General features: G+C 64.4%; 22 protein-coding genes. 6 read left to right on the top strand and 16 right to left on the bottom strand.

Annotation, left to right across the window (positions count from 1 at the left end; genetic code table 11):
- Positions 1-22: 22 nt before the first annotated feature.
- The 6 genes from LQD11_RS05940 to rpsB form a co-directional block, all read right to left on the bottom strand.
- Entirely contained in the window at positions 23-847 is an 825-nt protein-coding gene (locus LQD11_RS05940; protein ID WP_238616707.1) for a phosphatidate cytidylyltransferase, read from the bottom strand.
- Positions 840-1,592 (bottom strand): polyprenyl diphosphate synthase, encoded by a 753-nt coding sequence (uppS, locus tag LQD11_RS05935; protein WP_338081474.1) that lies wholly within the window; start codon positions 1,590-1,592, stop codon positions 840-842. The genes LQD11_RS05940 and uppS overlap by 8 nt, the downstream gene beginning before the upstream one ends.
- A gap of 22 nt (positions 1,593-1,614) precedes the next feature.
- On the bottom strand, positions 1,615-2,172 hold the full coding sequence (gene frr / locus LQD11_RS05930) for a ribosome recycling factor (protein WP_238616706.1): 558 nt from the start codon (positions 2,170-2,172) through the stop codon (positions 1,615-1,617).
- 5 nt (positions 2,173-2,177) lie between these two features.
- Positions 2,178-2,906 carry a UMP kinase gene (gene pyrH / locus LQD11_RS05925; RefSeq protein WP_238616705.1) on the bottom strand — a complete coding sequence of 243 codons (729 nt, stop codon included), beginning with the start codon at positions 2,904-2,906 and terminating at the stop codon, positions 2,178-2,180.
- Between the two features lie 117 nt (positions 2,907-3,023).
- Positions 3,024-3,899: a translation elongation factor Ts gene (tsf, locus tag LQD11_RS05920; protein WP_238616704.1), complete on the bottom strand. Its 876-nt coding sequence runs from the start codon at positions 3,897-3,899 to the stop codon at positions 3,024-3,026.
- Positions 3,900-3,969: 70 nt separating this feature from the next.
- Positions 3,970-4,731, bottom strand: coding sequence for a 30S ribosomal protein S2 (rpsB, locus tag LQD11_RS05915; protein WP_238616703.1), 762 nt, complete (start codon positions 4,729-4,731; stop codon positions 3,970-3,972).
- Positions 4,732-4,983: 252 nt separating this feature from the next.
- Here rpsB and map point away from each other — a divergent pair, with 252 nt between their 5' ends.
- The 4 genes from map to dapD all read left to right on the top strand — a co-directional run bounded on the left by map (position 4,984) and on the right by dapD (position 10,620).
- Positions 4,984-5,757: a type I methionyl aminopeptidase gene (gene map / locus LQD11_RS05910; protein WP_238616702.1), complete on the top strand. Its 774-nt coding sequence runs from the start codon at positions 4,984-4,986 to the stop codon at positions 5,755-5,757.
- Between the two features lie 10 nt (positions 5,758-5,767).
- Positions 5,768-8,464, top strand: a complete 2,697-nt coding sequence (gene glnD, locus LQD11_RS05905; protein WP_238616701.1) for a [protein-PII] uridylyltransferase — start codon at positions 5,768-5,770, stop codon at positions 8,462-8,464.
- Positions 8,465-8,543: 79 nt separating this feature from the next.
- Complete coding sequence (gene dapC, locus LQD11_RS05900) at positions 8,544-9,740, top strand: succinyldiaminopimelate transaminase (protein WP_238616700.1); 1,197 nt, start codon at positions 8,544-8,546, stop codon at positions 9,738-9,740.
- Positions 9,741-9,798: 58 nt separating this feature from the next.
- A complete protein-coding gene (gene dapD, locus LQD11_RS05895; RefSeq protein WP_008932270.1) occupies positions 9,799-10,620 on the top strand; it encodes a 2,3,4,5-tetrahydropyridine-2,6-dicarboxylate N-succinyltransferase in 822 nt (273 codons plus the stop codon).
- A 7-nt stretch (positions 10,621-10,627) separates the two neighbouring features.
- Here dapD and LQD11_RS05890 read toward each other — a convergent pair whose 3' ends face one another.
- Genes LQD11_RS05890 through cysM form a run of 4 tightly spaced genes read right to left on the bottom strand, consistent with a single transcriptional unit; the run spans position 10,628 to position 13,843 of the window.
- A complete protein-coding gene (locus tag LQD11_RS05890; protein ID WP_008932269.1) occupies positions 10,628-10,777 on the bottom strand; it encodes a hypothetical protein in 150 nt (49 codons plus the stop codon).
- Between the two features lie 20 nt (positions 10,778-10,797).
- A complete protein-coding gene (rlmD, locus tag LQD11_RS05885) occupies positions 10,798-12,132 on the bottom strand; it encodes a 23S rRNA (uracil(1939)-C(5))-methyltransferase RlmD (protein WP_238616699.1) in 1,335 nt (444 codons plus the stop codon).
- Positions 12,133-12,149: 17 nt separating this feature from the next.
- Positions 12,150-12,956 carry a 3'-5' exonuclease gene (locus LQD11_RS05880; protein ID WP_238616698.1) on the bottom strand — a complete coding sequence of 269 codons (807 nt, stop codon included), beginning with the start codon at positions 12,954-12,956 and terminating at the stop codon, positions 12,150-12,152.
- Positions 12,953-13,843 (bottom strand): cysteine synthase CysM, encoded by an 891-nt coding sequence (cysM, locus tag LQD11_RS05875; RefSeq protein ID WP_238616697.1) that lies wholly within the window; start codon positions 13,841-13,843, stop codon positions 12,953-12,955. Before cysM ends, LQD11_RS05880 begins: the two co-directional genes overlap by 4 nt.
- A 120-nt stretch (positions 13,844-13,963) precedes the next feature.
- On the opposite strand from cysM, the gene LQD11_RS05870 reads away from it, so the two are divergent.
- Positions 13,964-14,866, top strand: coding sequence for an ABC transporter substrate-binding protein (locus tag LQD11_RS05870; protein WP_238616696.1), 903 nt, complete (start codon positions 13,964-13,966; stop codon positions 14,864-14,866).
- On the top strand, positions 14,863-17,595 hold the full coding sequence (locus tag LQD11_RS05865; protein ID WP_238616695.1) for an ATP-binding protein: 2,733 nt from the start codon (positions 14,863-14,865) through the stop codon (positions 17,593-17,595). The genes LQD11_RS05870 and LQD11_RS05865 overlap by 4 nt, the downstream gene beginning before the upstream one ends.
- Here the strand turns inward: LQD11_RS05865 and acpS are convergent.
- Genes acpS through LQD11_RS05835 form a run of 6 tightly spaced genes read right to left on the bottom strand, consistent with a single transcriptional unit; the run spans position 17,582 to position 21,386 of the window.
- Positions 17,582-17,962: a holo-ACP synthase gene (gene acpS / locus LQD11_RS05860; RefSeq protein ID WP_238616694.1), complete on the bottom strand. Its 381-nt coding sequence runs from the start codon at positions 17,960-17,962 to the stop codon at positions 17,582-17,584. The two genes, LQD11_RS05865 and acpS, sit on opposite strands and share 14 nt — an antisense overlap.
- Complete coding sequence (gene pdxJ, locus LQD11_RS05855) at positions 17,953-18,702, bottom strand: pyridoxine 5'-phosphate synthase (protein WP_238616693.1); 750 nt, start codon at positions 18,700-18,702, stop codon at positions 17,953-17,955. The genes acpS and pdxJ overlap by 10 nt, the downstream gene beginning before the upstream one ends.
- Positions 18,699-19,403, bottom strand: a complete 705-nt coding sequence (gene recO, locus LQD11_RS05850; RefSeq protein ID WP_238616692.1) for a DNA repair protein RecO — start codon at positions 19,401-19,403, stop codon at positions 18,699-18,701. The genes pdxJ and recO overlap by 4 nt, the downstream gene beginning before the upstream one ends.
- Positions 19,400-20,308: a GTPase Era gene (gene era, locus LQD11_RS05845; protein ID WP_412852754.1), complete on the bottom strand. Its 909-nt coding sequence runs from the start codon at positions 20,306-20,308 to the stop codon at positions 19,400-19,402. Before era ends, recO begins: the two co-directional genes overlap by 4 nt.
- A gap of 13 nt (positions 20,309-20,321) precedes the next feature.
- Positions 20,322-21,011, bottom strand: coding sequence for a ribonuclease III (gene rnc, locus LQD11_RS05840; RefSeq protein WP_238616690.1), 690 nt, complete (start codon positions 21,009-21,011; stop codon positions 20,322-20,324).
- 3 nt (positions 21,012-21,014) lie between these two features.
- Complete coding sequence (locus tag LQD11_RS05835) at positions 21,015-21,386, bottom strand: DUF4845 domain-containing protein (protein ID WP_238616689.1); 372 nt, start codon at positions 21,384-21,386, stop codon at positions 21,015-21,017.
- Positions 21,387-21,553: the final 167 nt, after the last annotated feature.

The following is a 21,553-nucleotide window of genomic DNA, read 5'->3' as shown; positions in this document are numbered from 1 at the left end:
GACCGCTTTCGCCGTCAAAGGACTATCTTGCCATAATTACGCCCCACAGGAGGCCCATCAGGAAGACGGGGGCTGCCGCGGTGAGGCTGTCGATGCGATCCAGAATGCCGCCGTGTCCGGGCAGCAGGGCACCGCTGTCCTTGGCACCGGCTTCCCGCTTGAGCACGCTTTCAAACAGGTCTCCGGCCACGGACACCAGGGCCGTGACCAGACACAGACAGACAAAGAAGAACCACAGGGCGGGAATCACGCCGAAATACCAGGCGCCCAGCAGACCGAAGGGAACGATGGCAATCAGGGCGCCCAGCAGACCTTCACGGGTCTTGCCCGGGCTGATGCGTGGTGCCAGCTTGTGACGACCGAAACGGCGCCCGGCGAAATAGGCGGCGCTGTCCGCCGTCGCCGTCAGCAGGATGAGGTAGAGCACCAGGGCGGGCTGTACCTGATGCAGCCAGACCAGGGCGATGAAGGCGGGTACCAGGGTCAGTACACCGGCACTGCCCAGCCCATAGCGACGCCAAAGGATCCGGCCCTCCCGGCCGGCCGGCCGGTAGAAGGCCAGCACCACGAGAACCCCACCCCACCACAGGACACCCAGCACCACTGGCCAGATCTGGTCCAGGGCGAAGGCCGTGAAGGCACCCAGTCCGGCCAGGGCGGCGACCCCGGTCACATACAGACCTCGCTGCCCACCGGATTCCAGGCCACAGAGTCGGGCCCATTCCCAGGCCCCCCCCAGACACACGGCCAGTACCGCAAGGCCGAACCAGAAAGACGGTAGCAACAGGACCGCCGAAAACACCACCACGGCCAGCAGAAGGCCGGTTATGACTCGCTGTTTAAGCACCACTGCCTCCGGCCAGTTGCTCTTCGATATATCCGAAACGGCGCTGACGGCCGGCAAAACAGGCAAAGGCCTGGTTCAGGTCGTCCTCGCTGAAATCCGGCCAGAGCACGTCGGTAAAGAACAGCTCCGTATAGGCCAACTGCCAGAGCAGGAAATTGCTCACCCGCTTTTCCCCGCCGGTGCGAATGAACAGATCCGGGTCGGGCAGACCGGCGGTCGAGAGATGGGCATCCAGGATCTCCGGCGTGATCTGCTCGGGTGTCAGCACACCGGCGCGGACCTTTTCGGCCAACGCGGCGGCGGCATGGGTGATGTCCCAACGCCCGCCGTAGCTCACCGCCACCACCAGCTCCATCAGGGTATTGTCACGGGTGCGCTGCTCCGCCTCCGCCATGCGGTCCTGAAGCCGCGAGGAAAAGGCGCTGCGATCACCGATGAAACGCAGCCGGATGCCTTTTTCCTCCAACTCCGGCAGTTCACGGCGGATCGAGCCCACGAACAGTTCCATCAGGGTCCCGACTTCCTGCCGGGGCCGGCGCCAGTTCTCGCTGCTGAAGGCGAACAGGGTGAGCACCTTGACCCCGCGGGAAGCACAGGTACGCACCACCATCCGGACGGCATTGACGCCCTGGCGATGACCTTCGGTGCGGGGAAGATGACGGGCACGGGCCCAGCGACCGTTACCATCCATGATGACGGCCACATGACACGGAATACCCGGTTTACTGGCGGGCGCTTGAGTCACTATCGGTGGTTCATCCCGCGGCTCAGACGGCCATCAGTTCCTTTTCCTTTTCCGCCAGCACACGATCGACTTCGGCGATGTAATGGTCGGTCAGCTTCTGCACTTCTTCCTGGCCCTTGCGATCCTCATCCTCGGAAATGGACTTGTCCTTGACCAGGTTCTTGAGTTCGTTGTTGGCATCACGACGGATGTTGCGGATGGCGACACGGGCATTCTCCGCCTCGTGACGCACCACCTTCACCAGGTCCTTGCGACGCTCCTCGGTAAGGGCCGGCATGGGAACACGGATCACAGCACCCACCGTGGAGGGGTTCAGACCCAGGTCCGAGTTCATGATGGCCTTCTCCACCTTGGCCACCATGGGCCGTTCCCAGGGGGTCACGGTCAGGGTGCGGGAATCCTCCACGCCCACGTTGGCCACCTGATTGATGGGTACCTCGCTGCCGTAATACTCCACCATCACGTGGTCCAGCAGGCTGGTGTGGGCACGCCCCGTGCGGATCTTGGCCATTTCCTGGCGCAGGGAATCGATGCTCTTGCCCATGCGGGTCGCGGCATCCTTCTTGATAGCTTCAATCATGCTGTTCAACCTCTCTCGACCAGGGTACCCACATTCTCGCCCATGATCAGGCGCAGCAGATCCCCTTCCTTGAATATGTTGATGACCCGCATCGGCATGTCATTGTCCCGGCACATCACGATGGCCGTGGCATCCATGACGCCCAGACGGCGGGTGAGCACCTCCTCGTAGGTGAGGCGCTCGTAACGGCGGGCATCGGGATTGGTCATGGGGTCCGAGTCATAGACACCGTCCACCTTGGTGGCCTTGATCATGACATCGGTGTTCATCTCAATGGCCCGCAGGCTGGCCGCGGTGTCGGTGGTGAAGAAGGGATTGCCGGTGCCGGCGGCAAAGACGACGATGCGCCCCTTTTCCAGATGACGCACGGCGCGACGACGGATGTAGTCCTCGCAGACCTGATTGATCTTGAGGGCGGACATGACGCGACAGAACTTGCCTTCCCGCTCCAGGGCATCCTGCATGGCCAGGGCATTCATCACCGTGGCCAGCATGCCCATGTGGTCGGCCGTGACCCGGTCCATGCCGCCCTGGGCCATGCCGGCACCACGGAAGATGTTACCGCCGCCGATGACGATGGCCACCTCCACGCCAAGGCGACTGAGTTCGGACACCTCGCGGGCAACCCGGGCCAGGATGTCCGGACAGATGCCGAAATCCAGGTCACCCATCAGGGCCTCGCCACTCAGCTTCAGAAGGATACGCTTATAGGCGGGACGCTTGTCGTCACTCATGGGAAACCTTGTTTGTATTGTGTCGAGCCTGAAACCGGGTGCCCCCGGTGAACCGGGACACTCATGCGGACGACGGCGGCCCCATGTGGAGCCACCATCATCAGGATACAGAAGATATCAAGCGCCCTTGGCCTGGGCCATCACTTCTTCGGCGAAATTCTCCACCTTCTTCTCGATCCCTTCACCCACCTCGTAACGCACGAAGCGGTTCACCTGGGCGCCGGCGTCCTGCAGCAGTTTGCCCACGGTATTGTCGGGGTCCTTGACGAAGGGCTGACCCACCAGGGTGATTTCCGCCAGGTATTTCTTGATGCGACCGCCGATCATCTTCTCGATGATTTCGGCCGGCTTGCCGCTTTCCTCGGCCTGGGCGCGGAAGATGTTCTTTTCCTGCTCCAGCAATTCCTGAGGCACCTGGGACTCATCGACGCAGACCGGACGGCTGGCGGCGATGTGCATGGCCACATCACGGACCAGGTCATCATTCCCACCGTTCATTTCGACCAGCACGCCGATGCGGGTGCCGTGCAGGTAATGACCCAGACGGCCGTCACTGTTGATCACTTCAAAGCGACGTACCTGGATGTTCTCGCCGATCTTGGCCACCAGACCGGCACGGACTTCTTCCAGGGTGCCTTCCGGGGTGGACAGGGCCATCAGGGCCTCCACGTCGACGGGGGCCTGGGCCACCAGGGTGTCGGCCACCAGGCGGACGAAGCCCTGGAAGTTGTCATCCTTGGCCACGAAGTCGGTTTCGCAGTTGACTTCCACGATGGCGGCACGGCGGCCGTCTTCGCTGGCGGCAACCATCACCTGACCTTCGGCGGCCACGCGACCGGCTTTCTTCACGGCCTTGGCGGCGCCGGACTTGCGCATCTGCTCGATGGCGGCTTCCATGTCGCCGCCGGCCTCGGCCAGCGCCTTCTTGCATTCCATCATGCCTGCGCCGGTACGCTCGCGCAGTTCCTTAACCATGGATGCGGTAATCTGCATGGGGTAACTCCTGAATTCAATCTGTGTCGCCGGGGCCGCCCCCGCAAGCGGGCGCGGCCCCGGCAGCGCGTTACTTGTCGCCGGCTTCGGCGGCGGGCTGGGCAGCGGCCTCTTCCACCTCGACGAACTCGCTGGAGGCGGTGGTGCGGGCCACGTTGAGGCCGTCGCACACGGCGTCGGCCGCGGCGGCGAGATAGAGCTGAATGGCACGCATAGCATCATCGTTGCCGGGAATGACGTAGTCGACGCCCTCGGGGGAGTTGTTGCTGTCCACCACGGCGACCACGGGGATGCCCAGCTTGCGGGCTTCGCTGATGGCGATGCGCTCATAGCCCACGTCGATCACGAACATGGCGTCCGGCAGACCGGGCATGTCCTTGATGCCGCCCAGGCTGCGCTCGAGCTTTTCCATCTCGCGGGTGCGCATCAGGGCTTCCTTCTTGCTCAGGCGGTTCAGGGTACCGTCTTCCTTCATGGTCTCCAGTTCCTTGAGACGACGGATGGATTCGCGCACGGTCTTGAAGTTGGTCAGCATACCGCCGAGCCAGCGGTGATTGACGTAGGGCATCTTGCAACGCTGGGCATGCTCGGCCACCAGGTCACGGGCGGAGCGCTTGGTGCCCACGAACATGATCTTGCCGCCGTTGGCGGCCATCTTGCCCAGGTAGTTCATGGCATCATTGAAAAGGGGAACGGTCTTTTCAAGATTGATGATGTGAATCTTGTTGCGATGCCCGAAGATGTACTGGTCCATCTTGGGATTCCAGTAACGGGTCTGGTGACCGAAATGGACACCGGCTTCGAGCATTTGACGCATGGTCACGTTAGGCATGACGAGAGGATCTCCTCGGGTTGGGCCTCCATGCGCCCCGAACAGCAACCCCTTTTCGGGGCACCCCGCTGAACGTGCCGGCGCATGTGTGGATTCAGAACAATGAAATGGATGAAGTACGCACCCGCAGTTTGGTTTGCATGGAGCGCGGGCGCTTTATACCATAAACGGTCTTTCACAACAAACGCATAGCGCGGCCCGCCGGACCCGATCGGCGCCGGCCAAAGCGCCCTACCCCGGACCCTCCCCAGCATGCCCGTCAATATCAAGACCCCGGAAGAAATCGAAAAAATGCGCCTGGCCGGCCGCTGTGCCGCCGAGGTCCTGGACATGATCGCCCCCCATGTGCGGGCGGGCATCACGACCGGCGAACTGGACCGGCTCTGCCACGACCACATCACCCGGGTACAGGGTGCCATCCCGGCCCCGCTGAACTACCGCGGCTTCCCCCGGTCCATCTGTACATCCATCAACCACCAGGTTTGCCACGGCATCCCCGGCGACCGTCGCCTCAAGGACGGCGACATCGTCAACATCGACGTCACCGTGATCCGGGACGGCTATCATGGGGACACCAGTCGCATGTTCATCATCGGCAAGCCCTCCGTGCAGGCCCAGCGTGTGGTGGATGTGGCCCATGAAGCCCTGTGGCGCGGCATCGGCATGGTGGCCCCCGGCGTCCGCCTGGGCGATATCGGCCATGCCATCCAGACCTATGTGGAAGGAGAACGCTTCAGTGTGGTACGTGAATATTGCGGCCACGGCATCGGCCGGGAGTTTCATGAGGACCCTCAGGTCCTGCACTTCGGACGCCCGGGGGAAGGGGTGGAACTCAGACCCGGCATGACCTTCACCATCGAGCCCATGGTCAACGTGGGCAAGCGTCATACCCGCCTGCTGGCCGACGGCTGGACCGTGGTCACCAAGGACCACAGCCTGTCCGCCCAGTGGGAGCATACCCTCCTCGTGACCGAGGACGGTCATGAAATTCTCACCCTGCGCAAGGACGAGACCCCGCCTTGTTGAGCCTGCCCCCATGAGCCCCCTGACCCCTCTGCCGCCCCATATCGCCCATCGCCTGAGTTGGGAGGCGGCATACCAGGCCCTTCGCCACGGGCAACCGCCGGACCGGCAGCAATATGCGGCCCTCGTCACCCGGGTACGCAAGGACCTGGAAACGGCCTTCACCGACGGCGTGGACGTCACCGACCTGGTCCAGGCCCGGGCTGCCGCCATGGATCGCCTGTTGGTGGCGGCCTGGGAGGCCCTGTCGCTCCACCACCAGGCCGGACTGGGCCTGGTGGCCGTGGGTGGCTACGGCCGGGGGGAACTGCACCCCGGCTCGGACATCGACATCCTGGTGCTCTTCGATACCCCCCTGAACCGGGAGCAGGAGGAACGAATCGGGCAGTTCCTCACCTTTCTCTGGGACATCGGCCTTGAGGTCGGGCACAGCGTGCGCACCCTGGATGACTGCACCCGGGAGGCCGCGCGGGACATCACCGTCGCCACCAACCTGCTGGAATCCCGTCCTTTGCTGACGCCGACCGGCCAGTTCGAGGCCCTGAGGGCGCGAATCGCCCCGGAGCGCATGTGGAACAGCCGCGAGTTCTTCGCCGCCAAACTGGCGGAACAGGAGGCCCGGCACCAGCGTTTCGGCGAAACCGCCTACCGCCTGGAACCCAATCTCAAGGAAGGTCCCGGCGGCCTGCGGGACATCCAGATGATCGGCTGGGTGACCCAACGCCATTTCGGCGCCAGCGCCCTGGAAGAACTGGTATCCCACGGGTTTCTCACCGAAGCGGAGTGCCACGACCTGGTGGCCGGACAGAGCTATCTGTGGCGGGTACGTTTTGCCCTGCACATGCTCAGCGGTCGCAAGGAAGACAGGCTGCTGTTCGATTTTCAGCGCCGCCTTGCCAACCTGCTGGGCTTCACCGACCAGGACCATAATCTGGCCGTGGAACAGTTCATGCAGCAGTATTTCCGCACGGTGATGGGGCTTGAGCGGCTCAATGAAATGCTGCTGCAGCACTTCAGCGAAGCCATCCTGCTGGAGGACCACAGTGACGAGGTGGTGCCCATCAATCGCCGCTTCCAGGCCCGGCGGGGTTTTTTGGAGATCACCCATCCCCAGGTCTTCCGCCAGTACCCCCCGGCCCTGCTGGAGACCTTCCTGCTGCTGCAGCAACACCCGGAACTCAAGGGCATCCGGGCTTCCACCATCCGCGAGATCCGCGCCCAGCGGCACCTGATCGATGATGAATTCCGCCGGAATCTCGCCTGCCGCACCCTGTTCATGGAGATCCTGCGCCAACCCCACGGGGTCACCCGGCAGCTACGGCGCATGAACCGTTACGGGGTACTGGCCGCCTATCTGCCGGCCTTCGGCATGATCGTGGGCCGGATGCAGTACGATCTGTTCCACATCTATACCGTGGATGAACACATCCTGGGTGTGATTCGCAATCTCAGGCGCTTCGCCGCGCCCGAGCACGAGAGTGACCTGCCCGAATGTGCGCGGCTGTTCCGCCAGATCCCCAAGCCGGAGCTGCTCTATCTGGCGGGGCTGTTTCATGACATCGCCAAGGGGCGCGGTGGCGATCATTCCGAACTGGGCGCCGACGAGGCGCGGCACTTCTGCCTGCATCATGGCCTGGCGGTCCATGACGCCAATCTGGTGGCCTGGCTGGTGAAGGCCCACCTGCTCATGTCCCTGACCGCGCAGCGGCGCGACATCTCCGATCCGGGAGTGGTCATGGAGTTTGCCGCCCAGGTGGGTAACAGCATGCGCCTGAACCATCTCTATCTGCTGACCGTGGCGGACATCCAGGGCACCAATCCACAGCTCTGGAATTCCTGGAAAAGCTCGCTGATCTCCAGCCTATACGCTTCCACCCAGCGCATGCTGCGCCGCGGCCTGGACAATCCGCCGGACCAGGACGAACTGGTGGGCGAGGTACAGACCCATGCCCTGGAACTGCTCCAGGCACAGGGCATGACGGCCTCCGACTGCCTGCGGATCTGGAGCCATTTCGACGCGGAATACTTCCTGCGCCATTCCGCCGACGAGATCGCCTGGCACACCCGCGCCATCCATGAGGTGGATGAAGCGGACCTGCCGCTGGTCCTGGTGCGCCAGGAAACCGCCCGCGGCAGCACCGAGATCTTCCTCTATACCCGGGATCACCCCCATCTCTTTGCCCTGGCCGCCACCGCCTTGACCCAGCTGGGACTGGACATCGTGGATGCCAGAATCATCACCACGCGCACCGATCGCACCCTGGATACCTTCCTGGTACTGGAAGACACCGGTCAGCCCATCGCCAGTGCCGAGCGAGTCCAGGAAATCGGCCGACTGCTCCGGGAAAGACTCAACGATCCGGACAAGCGCCCCGGGGTCATCCGGCGCACCACCCCGCGCCGGCTCAAGCATTTCGACGTGGCCACCCAGGTGAGCTTCGATCCCCTGCCCCACCACAACCGCACGGTACTGTCCATTTCCACGGCTGACCGGCCGGGACTGCTGTCACGGATCGGCATTGTGCTGATGGACTGCGGGGTCAAAGTCTACAATGCCAAGATCGCCACCGCCGGCGAGCAGGCCGATGACGTATTCTACGTCACCGAACTGAATGACCAGCCCATCCAGGACCCGGAACGACGGCAGCTGATCACGGATCGCCTGCGGGAGGCGCTGCAGGACCCCGCCACCAGCCCGCAGACCCCATGAGGACCGGCGGATCGGCCGGGACACGCCGTTATGGCGTATACTGTCGCGCCGTTCAACCGACCACCGACGACACGGCACGATGAATCCCGATCTGGATCGACTGCAACCCTACCCTTTCCAGAAGCTGGCCGCCCTCAAGCAGGGGGCGACGCCCCCGGCCGCACTCGGACACATCGCCCTGTCCATCGGCGAACCCCGACACGCCGCGCCCGCCGTGGCCCGGGAGGCCCTCATCACCCATCTGGACGGCCTGTCGGGCTACCCCCTCACCCGGGGTTCGGATGCCCTGCGCGAGGCCATCGCCGGATGGGCCGGCCGACGTTTCGGCCTGCCCGCGGGCCTGCTGGACCCCCAGCATCATATCCTGCCCGTGAGCGGCACCCGGGAAGCCCTGTTCGCCCTGGCCCAGTGCGTGGTGGACCGCAGCCGGCAACCGGCGGAAGTCTTCATGCCCAATCCGTTCTACCAGATCTACGAAGGGGCCGCCCTGCTGGCCGGCGCCAGACCCCGCTTCATGGACCTGTTGCCGGAGCACGGCTTCCTCCCGGACCTGGATGCCGTCACGCCGGCACAGTGGGACCGCTGCCAGCTCCTGTATCTGTGCAGCCCGGGCAATCCCAGCGGTAGCGTGATGCCGGAAGATTACCTGGTGCGGGTGCTGGAACTGGCCCATCGCCATGACTTCATCATCGCCGCGGACGAGTGCTATTCCGAGATCTATTTCAACGACCAGCCACCACCGCCGGGCCTGCTTGGGGTCGCGGCCCGACACCAGGGCGACTTCAACCGGGTGGTGGTCTTCCACAGCCTGTCCAAGCGCTCCAACCTGCCGGGACTGCGTTCCGGCTTCGTGGCCGGTGATGCCCGGGTCATGACGGCCTTTCATCAATACCGGACCTACCACGGCTGCAGCATGGCGCCCCCGGTACAGGCGGCCAGCATCGCGGCCTGGAATGACGAAACCCACGTGGAGGAAAACCGGGATCTCTACGGCCGCAAGTTCGACGCTGTCCTTGAAATCCTGAGTGATGTCCTGCCCGTGAGCCGGCCCGACGCGGGGTTCTATCTGTGGCCGGAAGTCCCCATGGATGACGAGCGCTTCGCCCGCGAACTCTTTGCCCGCTGGAACATCACCGTCCTGCCCGGCAGCTACCTGTCCCGGGACACCGCCGCCGGCAACCCCGGCCGCAACCGGGTGCGCATGGCCCTGGTGGCCCCCCTGGCGGAATGCGTGGAAGCCGCCCAGCGCATCCGGGCGTTCCTGACGGATCACTGAATCAGCCGATCCCCGGCTATCCTCCTCCTTGTTACCTTCATATCACCGGAGTATTTCCATGACCGATATCCAGACCCTCATCGAAGACGCCTTTGAAAGACGCGTCGAGATCAACCCGCGCAATGCCGACACCCGCCTCAAGGATGCGGTGATGGAAGCCATCGACATGCTGGACCGGGGCACCGCCCGGGTGGCTGAAAAGCGTGATGGCCAGTGGGTGGTGAACGAGTGGCTCAAGAAGGCCGTGCTGCTGTCGTTCCGCATCAACGACAACCAGCTCATGAAGGGCGGCTTCACCCACTATTACGACAAGGTGGACGCCAAGTGGGCCGACAGCAATTCCCGGGAACTGCGCGAGAGCGGCGTGCGCATCGTGCCGCCCGCCACCGCCCGGCGCGGCGCCTACATCGCCCCCGGCGTGGTGCTGATGCCCTCCTACGTGAACATCGGCGCCTATGTGGATGCCGGCACCATGGTGGACACCTGGGCCACCGTGGGTTCCTGTGCCCAGATCGGCAAGAACGTGCACCTCTCCGGGGGCGTGGGCATCGGCGGCGTGCTCGAACCCCTGCAGGCCTCTCCCACCATCATCGAGGACAACTGCTTCATCGGCGCCCGCTCCGAAGTGGTGGAAGGGGTGATCGTGGAGGAAGGCTCGGTGATCTCCATGGGGGTCTACATCGGTCAGAGCACCCGCATCTATGACCGGGAGAAGGACGAAGTGACCTACGGCCGCATCCCCGCCGGCTCGGTGGTGGTATCCGGCAACCTGCCGTCCAAGGACGGCAAGTACAGCCTCTACTGCGCCGTGATCGTGAAGCGGGTGGATGAAAAAACCCGTTCCAAGGTGGGCATCAACGAACTGTTGCGGGATCTCTGACCCCGCTTCAGGTGCGGTCCGGGGGCGGGGATTCCCGCGCCCGCCGCCGCGCCGCCAGGGCGCGGCGCACCGACAGGATCTGCCATCCGCACAGGCCCAGCAACACGGCGGCGGTCAGCAGTCCCTTGCCCAGGACCAGGGTGGTGGTGTCGATCATGACGGCACTGCCTCGCAGGTTCAGGCCCGGACGAACAGTGCCATGGACTCCACGTGGGCCGTATGGGGAAACATGTCCATGACACCGGCGGCGACCAGACGATACCCGTGCCGGTGGACCAGTTCCCCCGCATCCCGCGCCAGAGTGGCCGGATTGCAGGACACATAGACCATGCGCTCGGCCCCCAGACGGGCCAGCGGCGCCAGCACCTCCCGGGCCCCGGAACGGGGTGGATCCAGCAGCACCCGGTCCACCGGACCCGACAGCCAGGGGGCGTTGCCCGGATCGGCGGCCAGATCGGCGGCATGGTAACGGGTATTGTCGATGCTGTTTTCGACCGCATTGCGGCGCGCCCGTTCCACCATGGCCGCATCCCCTTCCACGCCGATGACTTCCCGCGCCATCCCCGCCAGGGGCAGGGTGAAATTGCCCAGACCGCAGAACAGATCCAGTACCCGGTGTTCCGGCGCCACCTCCAGCAGGGACAAGGCCCGCGGCACCATGACCCGGTTGATGGGGGTGTTCACCTGGAAAAAATCCACCGGGGCGAACGGTACCCGAGTGCCGTACCCGGGATGGCCATAGGTCAGCACCGGAGGGGAGGTCGGCCACAGCGGCGTGATGGTTTCCGGACCGCCGGGCTGCAGCCAGACCTGCAATCCGGTTTCCTGACCAAAACCCGTCAGGATTGCCTGATCCGCGGCATCGAGCGGGTCCAGATTGCGAAACACCAGGGCCACCTGGTCGGCGTCATCCACCGCCACCTCGATCTGAGGAATGCGGTCCCGGGCCCGTAGCCGGCCCATCAGCTCCCGCAGCACCATGATCCGCTGCCCCACCGCCGGATGCAGCACCTCGCAGGTGGTCAGGGCCGCCAGGTAGGGGCTGCCCTTTTCCCGGAATCCCACCAACACGCCCCCCTTTTTGGGCACATGCTTCACCCCCAGCCGGGCCTTGCGGCGATAGCCCCAGACCGGGCCGGTGATGGGTGCCAGGATCTCATCCGGGGCCACGTCACCGATGTGCCGCAGATCATCCAGCAGGACCTGCTGCTTGGCCCGCACCTGGGCCGCCGGGTCCATGTGCTGCAGGGCACAACCGCCGCACAGGCCGAAATGGGGGCAACGGGGCTCGACCCGGTCCGGCGAGGCCTCCAGCACCGTCTCCACCCGACCCTCGTCATAGCGCCGATGCTGCTTGTGATAGCGGAAGGTGACGGTTTCCCCGGGCAGGGCGCCATCGATGAAGACGGTCTTGCCCTCGATGCGGGCAACGCCCCGTCCTTCGTGGGTGATGGCGTCAATACGGGTCTGGACTGCCTCCTGGGGCAGCCGGGATCGGCGTCGGGAACTCATGGATGTGATCGATCGATTCAGGTGGAGGAAGCGGAGGCACCCTGCCAGGCTGCCAGAAATTCATGCAGGTGGGGCTGGGACGCGGCGGCCAGCATCTCGGCCAGGCGGGTCTGTTCGCGGGCCAGTCCTTCAGGACTCAGACGACCGCGCAGATGCTCGAAGCGCAGATAGACCAGATAGGTATTGAGGACGTCGGTTTCGCAGTAATGGCGGATGCCCTGGATGTCACCGGCCAGCCAGGCATCCCAGACATCGGCGCCGCTCATGCCCATCTTGCCGGGAAAGCCCAGCAGGGAAGCCACCTCGTCCAGAGGGGCATTGGCGCGCATCTGGAAACCCGCCAGCACGTCCATCAGGTCCAGGTGACGCCAGTGGTAGCGGGAGAGATAGTTGTTGTAGCGAAAATTGCGGTCGTCATCGCCGGTATCCCAGTAGCGCGGGGCCGACACCCCATGCAGCAGGCTGCGGTAGTGGAGCACCGGCAGATCGAAGCCGCCGCCGTTCCAGGTCACCAGGGTGGGCGCATAGCGCTCGATACCCTCGAAAAAGCGCCGGACCAGCTCGGCCTCGTCGGACTCCGGTCCGCCCAGGGACCAGACCCGGAGCTGATCCCGGGTGGCGAGCACCACCGAAATGGCCACCACCCGATGCAGGTGATGCGCGAGGAACTCACTGCCGGTCTTCTGGAGCCGGAGCTGGAACATGGCCTTGGCGGCCTCCGCGTCTCCCAGACCATCCAGGCCCAGGAGCCGGCGACCACCCGCCACATCGGGAATGGTCTCGATATCGAAGACCATCACCGGTTCTGACAATGCCACGCTCATGCGGGATAGACCCCGGTGGAGATGTAGCGATCCCCCCGGTCGCAGATGATGGCCACGATCACCGCGTTCTCGAGTTCGGCCGACAGGCGCAGGGCGGCGGCCACGGCCCCCCCGGAGGAGACGCCGGCGAAGATGCCCTCCTCCGCGGCCAGGCGACGCATGGTATCTTCCGCCTCGCCCTGACTCACGTCCATGACCGTATCCACCCGCTCGGGCTCATAGATCCTGGGCAGATAGGCCTCGGGCCAGCGCCGGATACCGGGGATGGCGGCCCCTTCCGCCGGCTGCACACCGATGATCCTCACCCCGGGATTCTGTTCCTTGAGATAACGGGAAACCCCCATGATGGTGCCGGTGGTACCCATGGCGCTGACGAAGTGGGTGACGCCGCCCTCGGTATCGCGCCAGATCTCCGGTCCGGTGGTTTCATAGTGGGCCAGGGGATTGTCCGGATTGGCAAACTGATCCAGCACCCGCCCCTTGCCCTCGGCCTGCATCTGCTGAGCGAGGTCGCGGGCGCCTTCCATGCCCTCCTCCTTGCTGACCAGGACGATCCGGGCGCCGAAGGCCTTCATGGCGGCCCGCCGTTCCGCACTCATGTTGGCCGGCATAATGAGGATCATGGGATAACCCTTGATGGCGGCCGCCATGGCCAGGGCAATGCCCGTATTGCCACTGGTGGCCTCGATCAGGGTATCGCCGGGACGAATGTCACCTCGGGCCTCGGCACGTTGTATCATGTGCAGGGCCGGGCGATCCTTGACGGAGCCGGCGGGGTTATTCCCCTCCAGCTTGGCCAGAATGGTATTGGAGGTCTGCCCTGGCAGACGTTGCAGACGGATCAGGGGCGTATTGCCCACAAAAGATTCCAGGGTTGGATGATTCATGCAGACACAACCTCAAGAGACGGACCCCATTATAAACACGCTGTCCCCGCAGTTAGAAACACGACAACGTGATTCTCAGGCCCTGATGGCGACCACACCCGCCTTGATTCCGCCGCACCCATGACAAGGACCGTACCATTCCATGCATTGCTGACGATGGCCCTGCTGATCGGGTCGCTGACGTGGGCACCTCGCACCCAGGCCACGGAAATCTTCCAGGCAGCCCCCCCGCGCATTCTGTTCGTGGCCAGCCAGGAAAGCGACATCCACCAGCGCGCCTACGAACCCCTGCGGCGCGGCCTGGCCCATCCCTCCCCCCTGTTCATAGCGATCTCCGCACCGGACGCCGCGCAATGGATGCGTCATTTTGACTGTGCACAGTGCCTGATCATCACCTCGGGCACCTCCGCCCTGCAGACGGTGATCGACATCACCCGGCAGGCGCGGGTCCTGAGCATCGTGATTCCGATGGAAAATCATGAACGCCTGATCCGTACCGCCAGTGATCCGACGCGATTCGCGGCCCTGTTCATGGACATTCCCCTGGAACACCGAATGCGCATCGCCAGCCGGCACGTCCCGGCATTCCGACGGTTCGGCATGGTGACAAGCCAAACCCGCCCCGGCTCGCCGAGCGAAGGACAGCCGCCGAACCTGCGCCTGTTCCCCAAGGCGCCCCATCAGGATCTTTTGGAAGTTTTCGTTCAGGCCGCCCGGCAATCCGATGCAATACTCACGCTGCCGGATCGTGAGATCTACAATTCCAGAACCATCGTCAGCATCATGATGACGACCTACCGACTGGGGACCCCCCTGATCGGCCATTCCGAAGCCCTGCATCGCGCCGGCGCCCTGATCTCCATCTATGCCGATCCTGAAATGCTCGGCGAGGAGGCGCTGACGCTGCTGCGGACCTGGAACGGTGAAGACTGGCAGACACTGCGGCGCCCCACCGAACGGTATCAGGTCTCCATCAATCATCAGGTGGCCCGCTCCCTGCGCATCACGGTGGAGACGCCATGATGCAATGGCGCCTCCGCCACCGCGTGCTGGCCCTGTCATTGTTGCCCACCCTGTTGGTGGCCGTGGTACTGACCACCTACTGGGGCAGTATCAAGGTGCTGGAACTGGAAGGGCAGATTCAGGAACGCGGCGAAACCCTGGTGGCCTTCCTCGGACCGGCCGCTGAATACGGGGTCATCTCGGGCAATCACGCCTACCTGGATGCCATCACCGCCAAGGCCCGGATCCAGCCCGATGTGACGGGCATCTTCATCCAGGACCATCAGGGCAACCGGATCTACGAATACCGGGCTCCGAACGGATCCGCCGACATCTCGCCCTGGAGATATCGCATGGCGACATGGCTGTTTCCGGAAAACATTCAGTATTTCCAGCAAAATATCCTGCTGAGCGCGCTGGAACTACAGGATCTGCCGTTGCCGGAGGATACCTCCCCGCAGCTTCAGGATCCTCGCCTGATCGGCAGCGTGGAGATCCACCTGAGCAACCTGCCCACCAGTCTGCAGCAGTTCCAGTGGATGCTGCAGAGCATCTTCCTGATCCTGCTGGTGGTGATCGGCATATTGATCGTCATCCCCCGCTGGAGCCTGTCCCTGTCCCGCCCGCTGGAAAAGGTGGCCGCCACCGTGGCCCGGATTCAGCAGGGGGACCTGGCGGCCCGTAGTCGCGCCCGGGCGGGCGGCGAGATCGGCGTGCTGCAGCGAGGCATCAACAGCATGGCGGAAAGTATCGAGCGCTCCCACCAGCTGATGAGCGAGCGCATCAATACCGCCACCATCAGCCTTCAGGACAAGCTGGCACTCATTGACACGCAGAACCAGGCGCTCATGCAGGCCCAGGAACATGCCGAACTCATCAACCAGCGCAAAACCCGATTCCTGGCCAGCATCAGCCATGAACTGCGCACCCCCCTGAGCGCCATCAAGGGCTATTCCGAACTGCTGTGCCAGCACGGCAACCTGGACGAACAGGAGCGCCACTGGGTCGGCATCATCGAAGACGCCAGCCGGGACAGCCTGAAACTGGTCAATGACCTGCTGGACATCTCCCGCATCGAGGCGGGTACCGTGGCCATCCACCATACCCGTTTCGACCTCAGGCAAACGGTGCAGGAAGTCATCAGCCTCTGTCGCAAGGGTTCGGGCCGACAGAATGTGGACATCACGCTCCTGATGCACCCGGCCACCCCCGGCTGGATCAACAGCGACCCGCTGCGCATCAAGCAACTGCTGACCAATGTCCTGACCAATGCGGTCAAGTTCACCAGCAACAGCCACGTCATCCTGCGGGTCGGCCCCCATCCGGATGAAGCAGGCATCCTATCCCTGTCGGTGGAGGATTTCGGACCGGGCATCGAAAAGGAGTATCTGGACCAGATCTTCGAGCCGTTCTATCAGATCCGGCGGGAAGAGAATGCCCTTCAGGTCGGCTCCGGCCTGGGGCTGAGCATTGCCCGCGGCCTGGTGAGCCTGCTCAAGGGGGAACTGGTGGTGGAAAGCGAACCGGGTGAAGGCTGCATCTTCCATCTGCACCTCCCGATCCTCTCCGGGACGGCCCAGGCGATCGAAGGCATGGACGGCGAGGCACCGGAACGGATCGTGCTGCTCACCGATGACGCCGAAGTGCGCTTCATTGCCCAGAGCTGTCTGGGCCGACTGGGACTGACTTGCGAGAACGTGCTGCGTGGCGCGGCCTTTCTCAAGGGGCTGGAAGGGACGCGGGGCACTGTCGGCCTGATCTGGCTGCGCCAGCCCTATCCGGAACTGATCGACACCCTGCTGCGCCATCAGCATCTGGCGCGACGGGTGATCATGACGGCTTTCGGCACCATTGCCGAACCCCAGCTCCAGCAACTCAGACGCCAGGGGGTCCTGCTGATTCCCCCCTACCTCAGCCTGGACATGCTTCACGGCCATCTGAAGCGGCGTCTGCGAGCCGCTCCCGAGCCGGAATCGGCGGAAACCACGCCCATGGGTCAGCACCAGCGGCAGCTCTCCGGGCTGCGCGTCCTGGTGGCCGATGACAACGCCACCAACCGGCGACTACTGTGCGAGTTCGTGATCAATTGCGGCGCCCGGGTGGATGAGGCCGAAAACGGTGAGCACGCCCTGTACCGTTACCGGGAGGACCACCATGACCTGATCCTGATGGACATGCACATGCCGGTCATGGATGGTGTCACGGCCCTCAAGGAGATTCGCCGGGAAGATCCCGGCGCCAGAATCATCGCCGTCACCGCCGATGCCAGACCATCAGTGCACAAAAGCCTTATGGCCGATGGCTTTGACCACATCCTGACCAAACCGGCGACCCAGGACGACGTGATCAAGTGCCTGACCCGATTCCCCCGCGACCTGCAGAAACGCCGGACGCCGGCCTCTCCCGACAGCGAAGAGAGGCTCCATGAGCCGGAACGCGCCTTGCGCATGGCCGGTGGTTCCGCTGATCTGGCCAATGAACTGGCCACCCTGCTGTTCAGGGACCTGAAACGGGCACGAGGACAACTCAGCGACAGCAGCCTGAAACGCCAGGTACTGCTCAAGCTGGCTCATCAACTCAAGGGCGCTTCCCGCTACTGCGCCACCCCCAGATTGGAAACCGCGGCCAGCGCCCTGGAAAGCGCCCTGCGCGATGGACAGGAAACCGCCATCCCCAGGCTGCGACTGGCGCTGCTCAAGGAGGTGGAGGACCTGCTCGCAATGGAAGCGGAGATCCTCAACCCGCCATGACCACGAAGGCCAGGGCGTACTCCCGCTCGTCGGACAGGCTGATCTGCATATCCCGCACCCCCAACCGTGCCGCGGTGAGCGCGGCGGGGCCGGACAGCACCAGCAAGGGACGCCCGCGCTCATCATGATCCACGCGGGCGTCCTCGAAGCGCATGTGGGCACCGATCCCGACCCCCAGGGCCTTCGAGGCGGCTTCCTTGGCGGCAAAACGCCGCGCCAGGAAGGCGGCCGGCTGGGCGGCGGCCTGGAAACCGGCATATTCAGCGGGGTGCAGGATGCGCCGGGCCAGGCGATCACCATGGCGCTCCAGCATCGCCGTCATGCGCACGATGCTGGTGATGTCGGTGCCGATGCCGATCAGGCGCATGCACGCCCCGCGTCCATGGCCGTCCGCATCTGCACCACCGCCTCGCGGATGCCGCAGAACAGGGCCCGGGCGATGATGGCATGGCCGATATTGAGTTCATGCAGCTGGGGGATGGCGGCAATGGCGCCCACATTGTCGTAGTCAAGACCGTGACCGGCATTGACCGTCAGACCGATCGACTGCCCATGGGCGGCCGCCCGGCGGATCCGCGCAAGCAGTGCTTCCCGGCCGACCGGATCCGTCGCCGACGCATAGGCCCCGGTATGCAGCTCCACCACCGGGGCGCCGATGCGCGCGGCCGCATCCAGATGGGCCGGCTCCGGCTCCACGAACAGCGACACCTCGATGCCCGCCTCGACCAGACCCGCGCAGTAATCCCGCAGACGCGCCTCGTGGGTCAGCACGTCCAGCCCGCCCTCCGTGGTCAGCTCCTGCCGGCGCTCGGGCACCAGGCAACAGGCCCGGGGACGTACCTCCAGGGCGATGGCATGCATCTCCTCGGTGGCGGCCATCTCCAGATTCATGGCGGTCCTGATCACGCCGCGCAGACCGCGCACATCCGCGTCCTGGATATGGCGCCGGTCCTCGCGCAGGTGCAGGGTGATGATATCGGCGCCGGCATCCTCGATCAGGCCCACCGCCTGGGCCAGATCCGGATAGACGGTGTGGCGCTGCTGGCGGATGGTGGCGATGTGATCGATGTTGACACCCAGGCGCAGGGGTGAGGGAACTGAATTCATGATGAAACATCCGGTCGCCCGCGGGCGAAGAGTTGACGTGACAGAATGGGTTTGCCATCCAGATGATGATCCAGCAACCCGCGCAGCAGCCGCTTGGCCTGGATCCGGTGGGCGGGCGTATCCAGACGGTCGGTGAGCAGGGCCGCCAGGGCCTCCCCCTGGATGGTCCGGGGAGATGAAGGCGTGTCGTGGGGATCGGCCTCACGAACCCCCGACAGGGGGTCGACCCGGTAGAGTCGCCGTGGTTCCAGATCCTTGACCACCACGAACTCCAGACCCTCTCCCAGCAGGTTGAGCAGGGCCAGTTCATAGCGCCGCAGCGCCGGCTCCAGGGCCAGGCCGGGATCGCCCAGCGCGGACAGGGTCCCGGCATAGACGGCAAGGAACTCCGGTTGCGGAATTTGCCGGGGCAGCAACCTCACCGCCAGTTCATTGATATACAGACCGCAGACGGCCCGATTGCCGCTCAGGGACACACCGCCCAACTCTTCCCAGCCCGTCAGGGTACGCAGCTCGCCGCGGCCGCGCCAGGTCACTTCCAGCGACGCGAACAGCGGCGGCCGACGGCCCCGATCCCGCACACCGCGCAGGACGGCCCCCATGCGCCCCTCCGCGGCCGTCAGCAATTCCAGCAACAGACTGGACTCCCGGTACGGGCGGGCATGCAGCACGAAGGCGATAGTGCCGGAGACCGTCGTCACGGTTCCACGTCGATCCCCATGCGGCGGATGCCGTCGATATCGCCCTGCCAGCCTTCCCGCAGCTTCACCCAGAGCTTGAGCATCACCTTGCGCTGGAGCAGGTCCTCCAGTTCATGCCGGGCACCGGTGCCCACCGCCTTGATCATGCGACCGCCCTTGCCGACGACGATGGATTTCTGGCTGTCCCGCTCCACCCAGATCACCGCCCCGATATGGATCGCGGTACCGGTATCCTCCCAGGTTTCCACGTCCACCGAGGTGGCATAGGGGACTTCCTGTCCCAGGCGCTCCAGCAACTGTTCCCGAATCACTTCCGAGACCCGGAACCGCTGGCTGCGATCCGTGATCTCGTCATCGGGGAACAGGTGCGGTCCTGCCGGCAACAGGTCGATGAGGGTGGTCACCAGGGGGTCCACGTTCACCCCGCGCAGGGCGGACAGGGGCACCACGTCATGGAAATCCAGCTTGCCGCGCACCTGATCGATGAACGGCAACAGGACGTCCTTGTCCTTGAGCTTGTCCACCTTGTTGATCACCAGCACCACCGGGCGGCGGCCGGCGGCCAGCCAGCCGGCCAGCTGCTCGTCTCCCGCCTCCCAGCGACCGGCCTCGACCACGAACACCACCCCGTCCACATCATCCAGGGTGGCGCGGGCGGTACGGTTGAGGACCTTGCCCAACAGCTTGGGCGTGGACGGGTCCACCCCGGGGGTATCCACCAGCACCAGCTGATCCGCGCCGCGCGTGACCACGCCGCGAATGCGATGCCGGGTAGTCTGGGGCTTGCGGCTGGCGGCCGCGATCTTCTCCCCCACCAGATGGTTGAGCAGGGTGGACTTGCCCACATTGGGACGACCGACGATGGCCACATAACCACAGCGGGAGGGCATCTCTTCCGCTGCCATGGATTCGGATTCTTCAACCAAACTGCTGTTCCTCGGTATTGGTCAGGGCCGCAAAGGCCTTGACCGCGGCGGCCTGCTCGGCCCGGCGACGGCTGCTGCCCTCACCGATCACCGAGATGTTGCGGGACTTGATGTGACAGGCCGCCTTGAAATGCTGGTCATGGGGCTTGCCGGTCACTTCCAGCACCTGATAGCTGGGAATATCCAGGTTCTTGCGCTGCAACCACTCCTGCAGCCGGGTCTTGGGGTCCTTGAGGTCTTCCGCGCTGGGCAGGGCGGCAAACCGCCGCCCGTACAGACGCAGCACGAAGTCGCGGGTGGTGTCAAAGTCCGTGGCCAGGTAGACCGCGCCGATGACCGCCTCCAGGGCATCCGCCAGGATGGAATCCCGTCGGTGCCCCCCACTCTTTCGCTCCCCGTCGCCCAGGCTGAGCAGAGTGCCCATGCCCTGGTCGCGGGCGATCTGGGCCAGACTGTCCTGGTTGACCAGCGAGGCACGCAAACGGCTCAGTTCCCCTTCCGGGGCCTGAGGACGCAATGCAAACAGATGCGCCGCCACGATGAAGTTCAGGGCGCTATCCCCCAGATACTCCAGTCGTTCGTTGTGACACTGGCCGGCGCTGCGGTGGGTCAGGGCCTGCCGGAGCAGATCCGATCCCTGCAGTGATGCCGGCAGCAATGCCTCCAGCCCCTTTACCGCCATGCCTTACTCCGACAGGGTGAAGCTGCGATCAAAACTGACCACGGCATCCACGTTGGCAATCATGGGGGTGCGCACCTCATAGCTGACCCGCAGGCTGCGCGCTCCGCCCTGCTCGACGATGGTCACATCATCGCGGGTGACATGGGTCACGCCGTTGATTTGGAAGCGCCGATCCACTTCTCCCCAGAGCTGGCGGACGTTCTTGCCGGCGGCACCGGACTCCGCGGAGACATCCTTCATCACCGAAATCACCGTCATGTACTGGGTATAGACCGGAAAGAGCCTCAGGCCCACGGTACCGATCACCACCAGCAGACCGACGATGATCAGAAATCCGATCAGGCCGATCCCCGATTGCCTGTTGATGCGATTCATGCGTAGATCCCCCTTGAAGCTACCTGAAAATACCCATTGTTCCGTCACTTCCGTCTCTACTCCGTCACTCCCGTCTCTACTCCGTCACTTCCGTCTCTATTCCGTCACTCCCGCGAAAGCGGGAGTCCAGAACCCCCAGTCCACGACTGGATTCCCGCTTGCGCGGG

Source organism: Ectothiorhodospira shaposhnikovii (assembly GCF_022227765.1).
GTDB lineage: Bacteria > Pseudomonadota > Gammaproteobacteria > Ectothiorhodospirales > Ectothiorhodospiraceae > Ectothiorhodospira.
The sequence above is the reverse complement of the archived record's forward strand: the minus strand, read 5'-3'. Positions and strand labels throughout refer to the sequence as shown.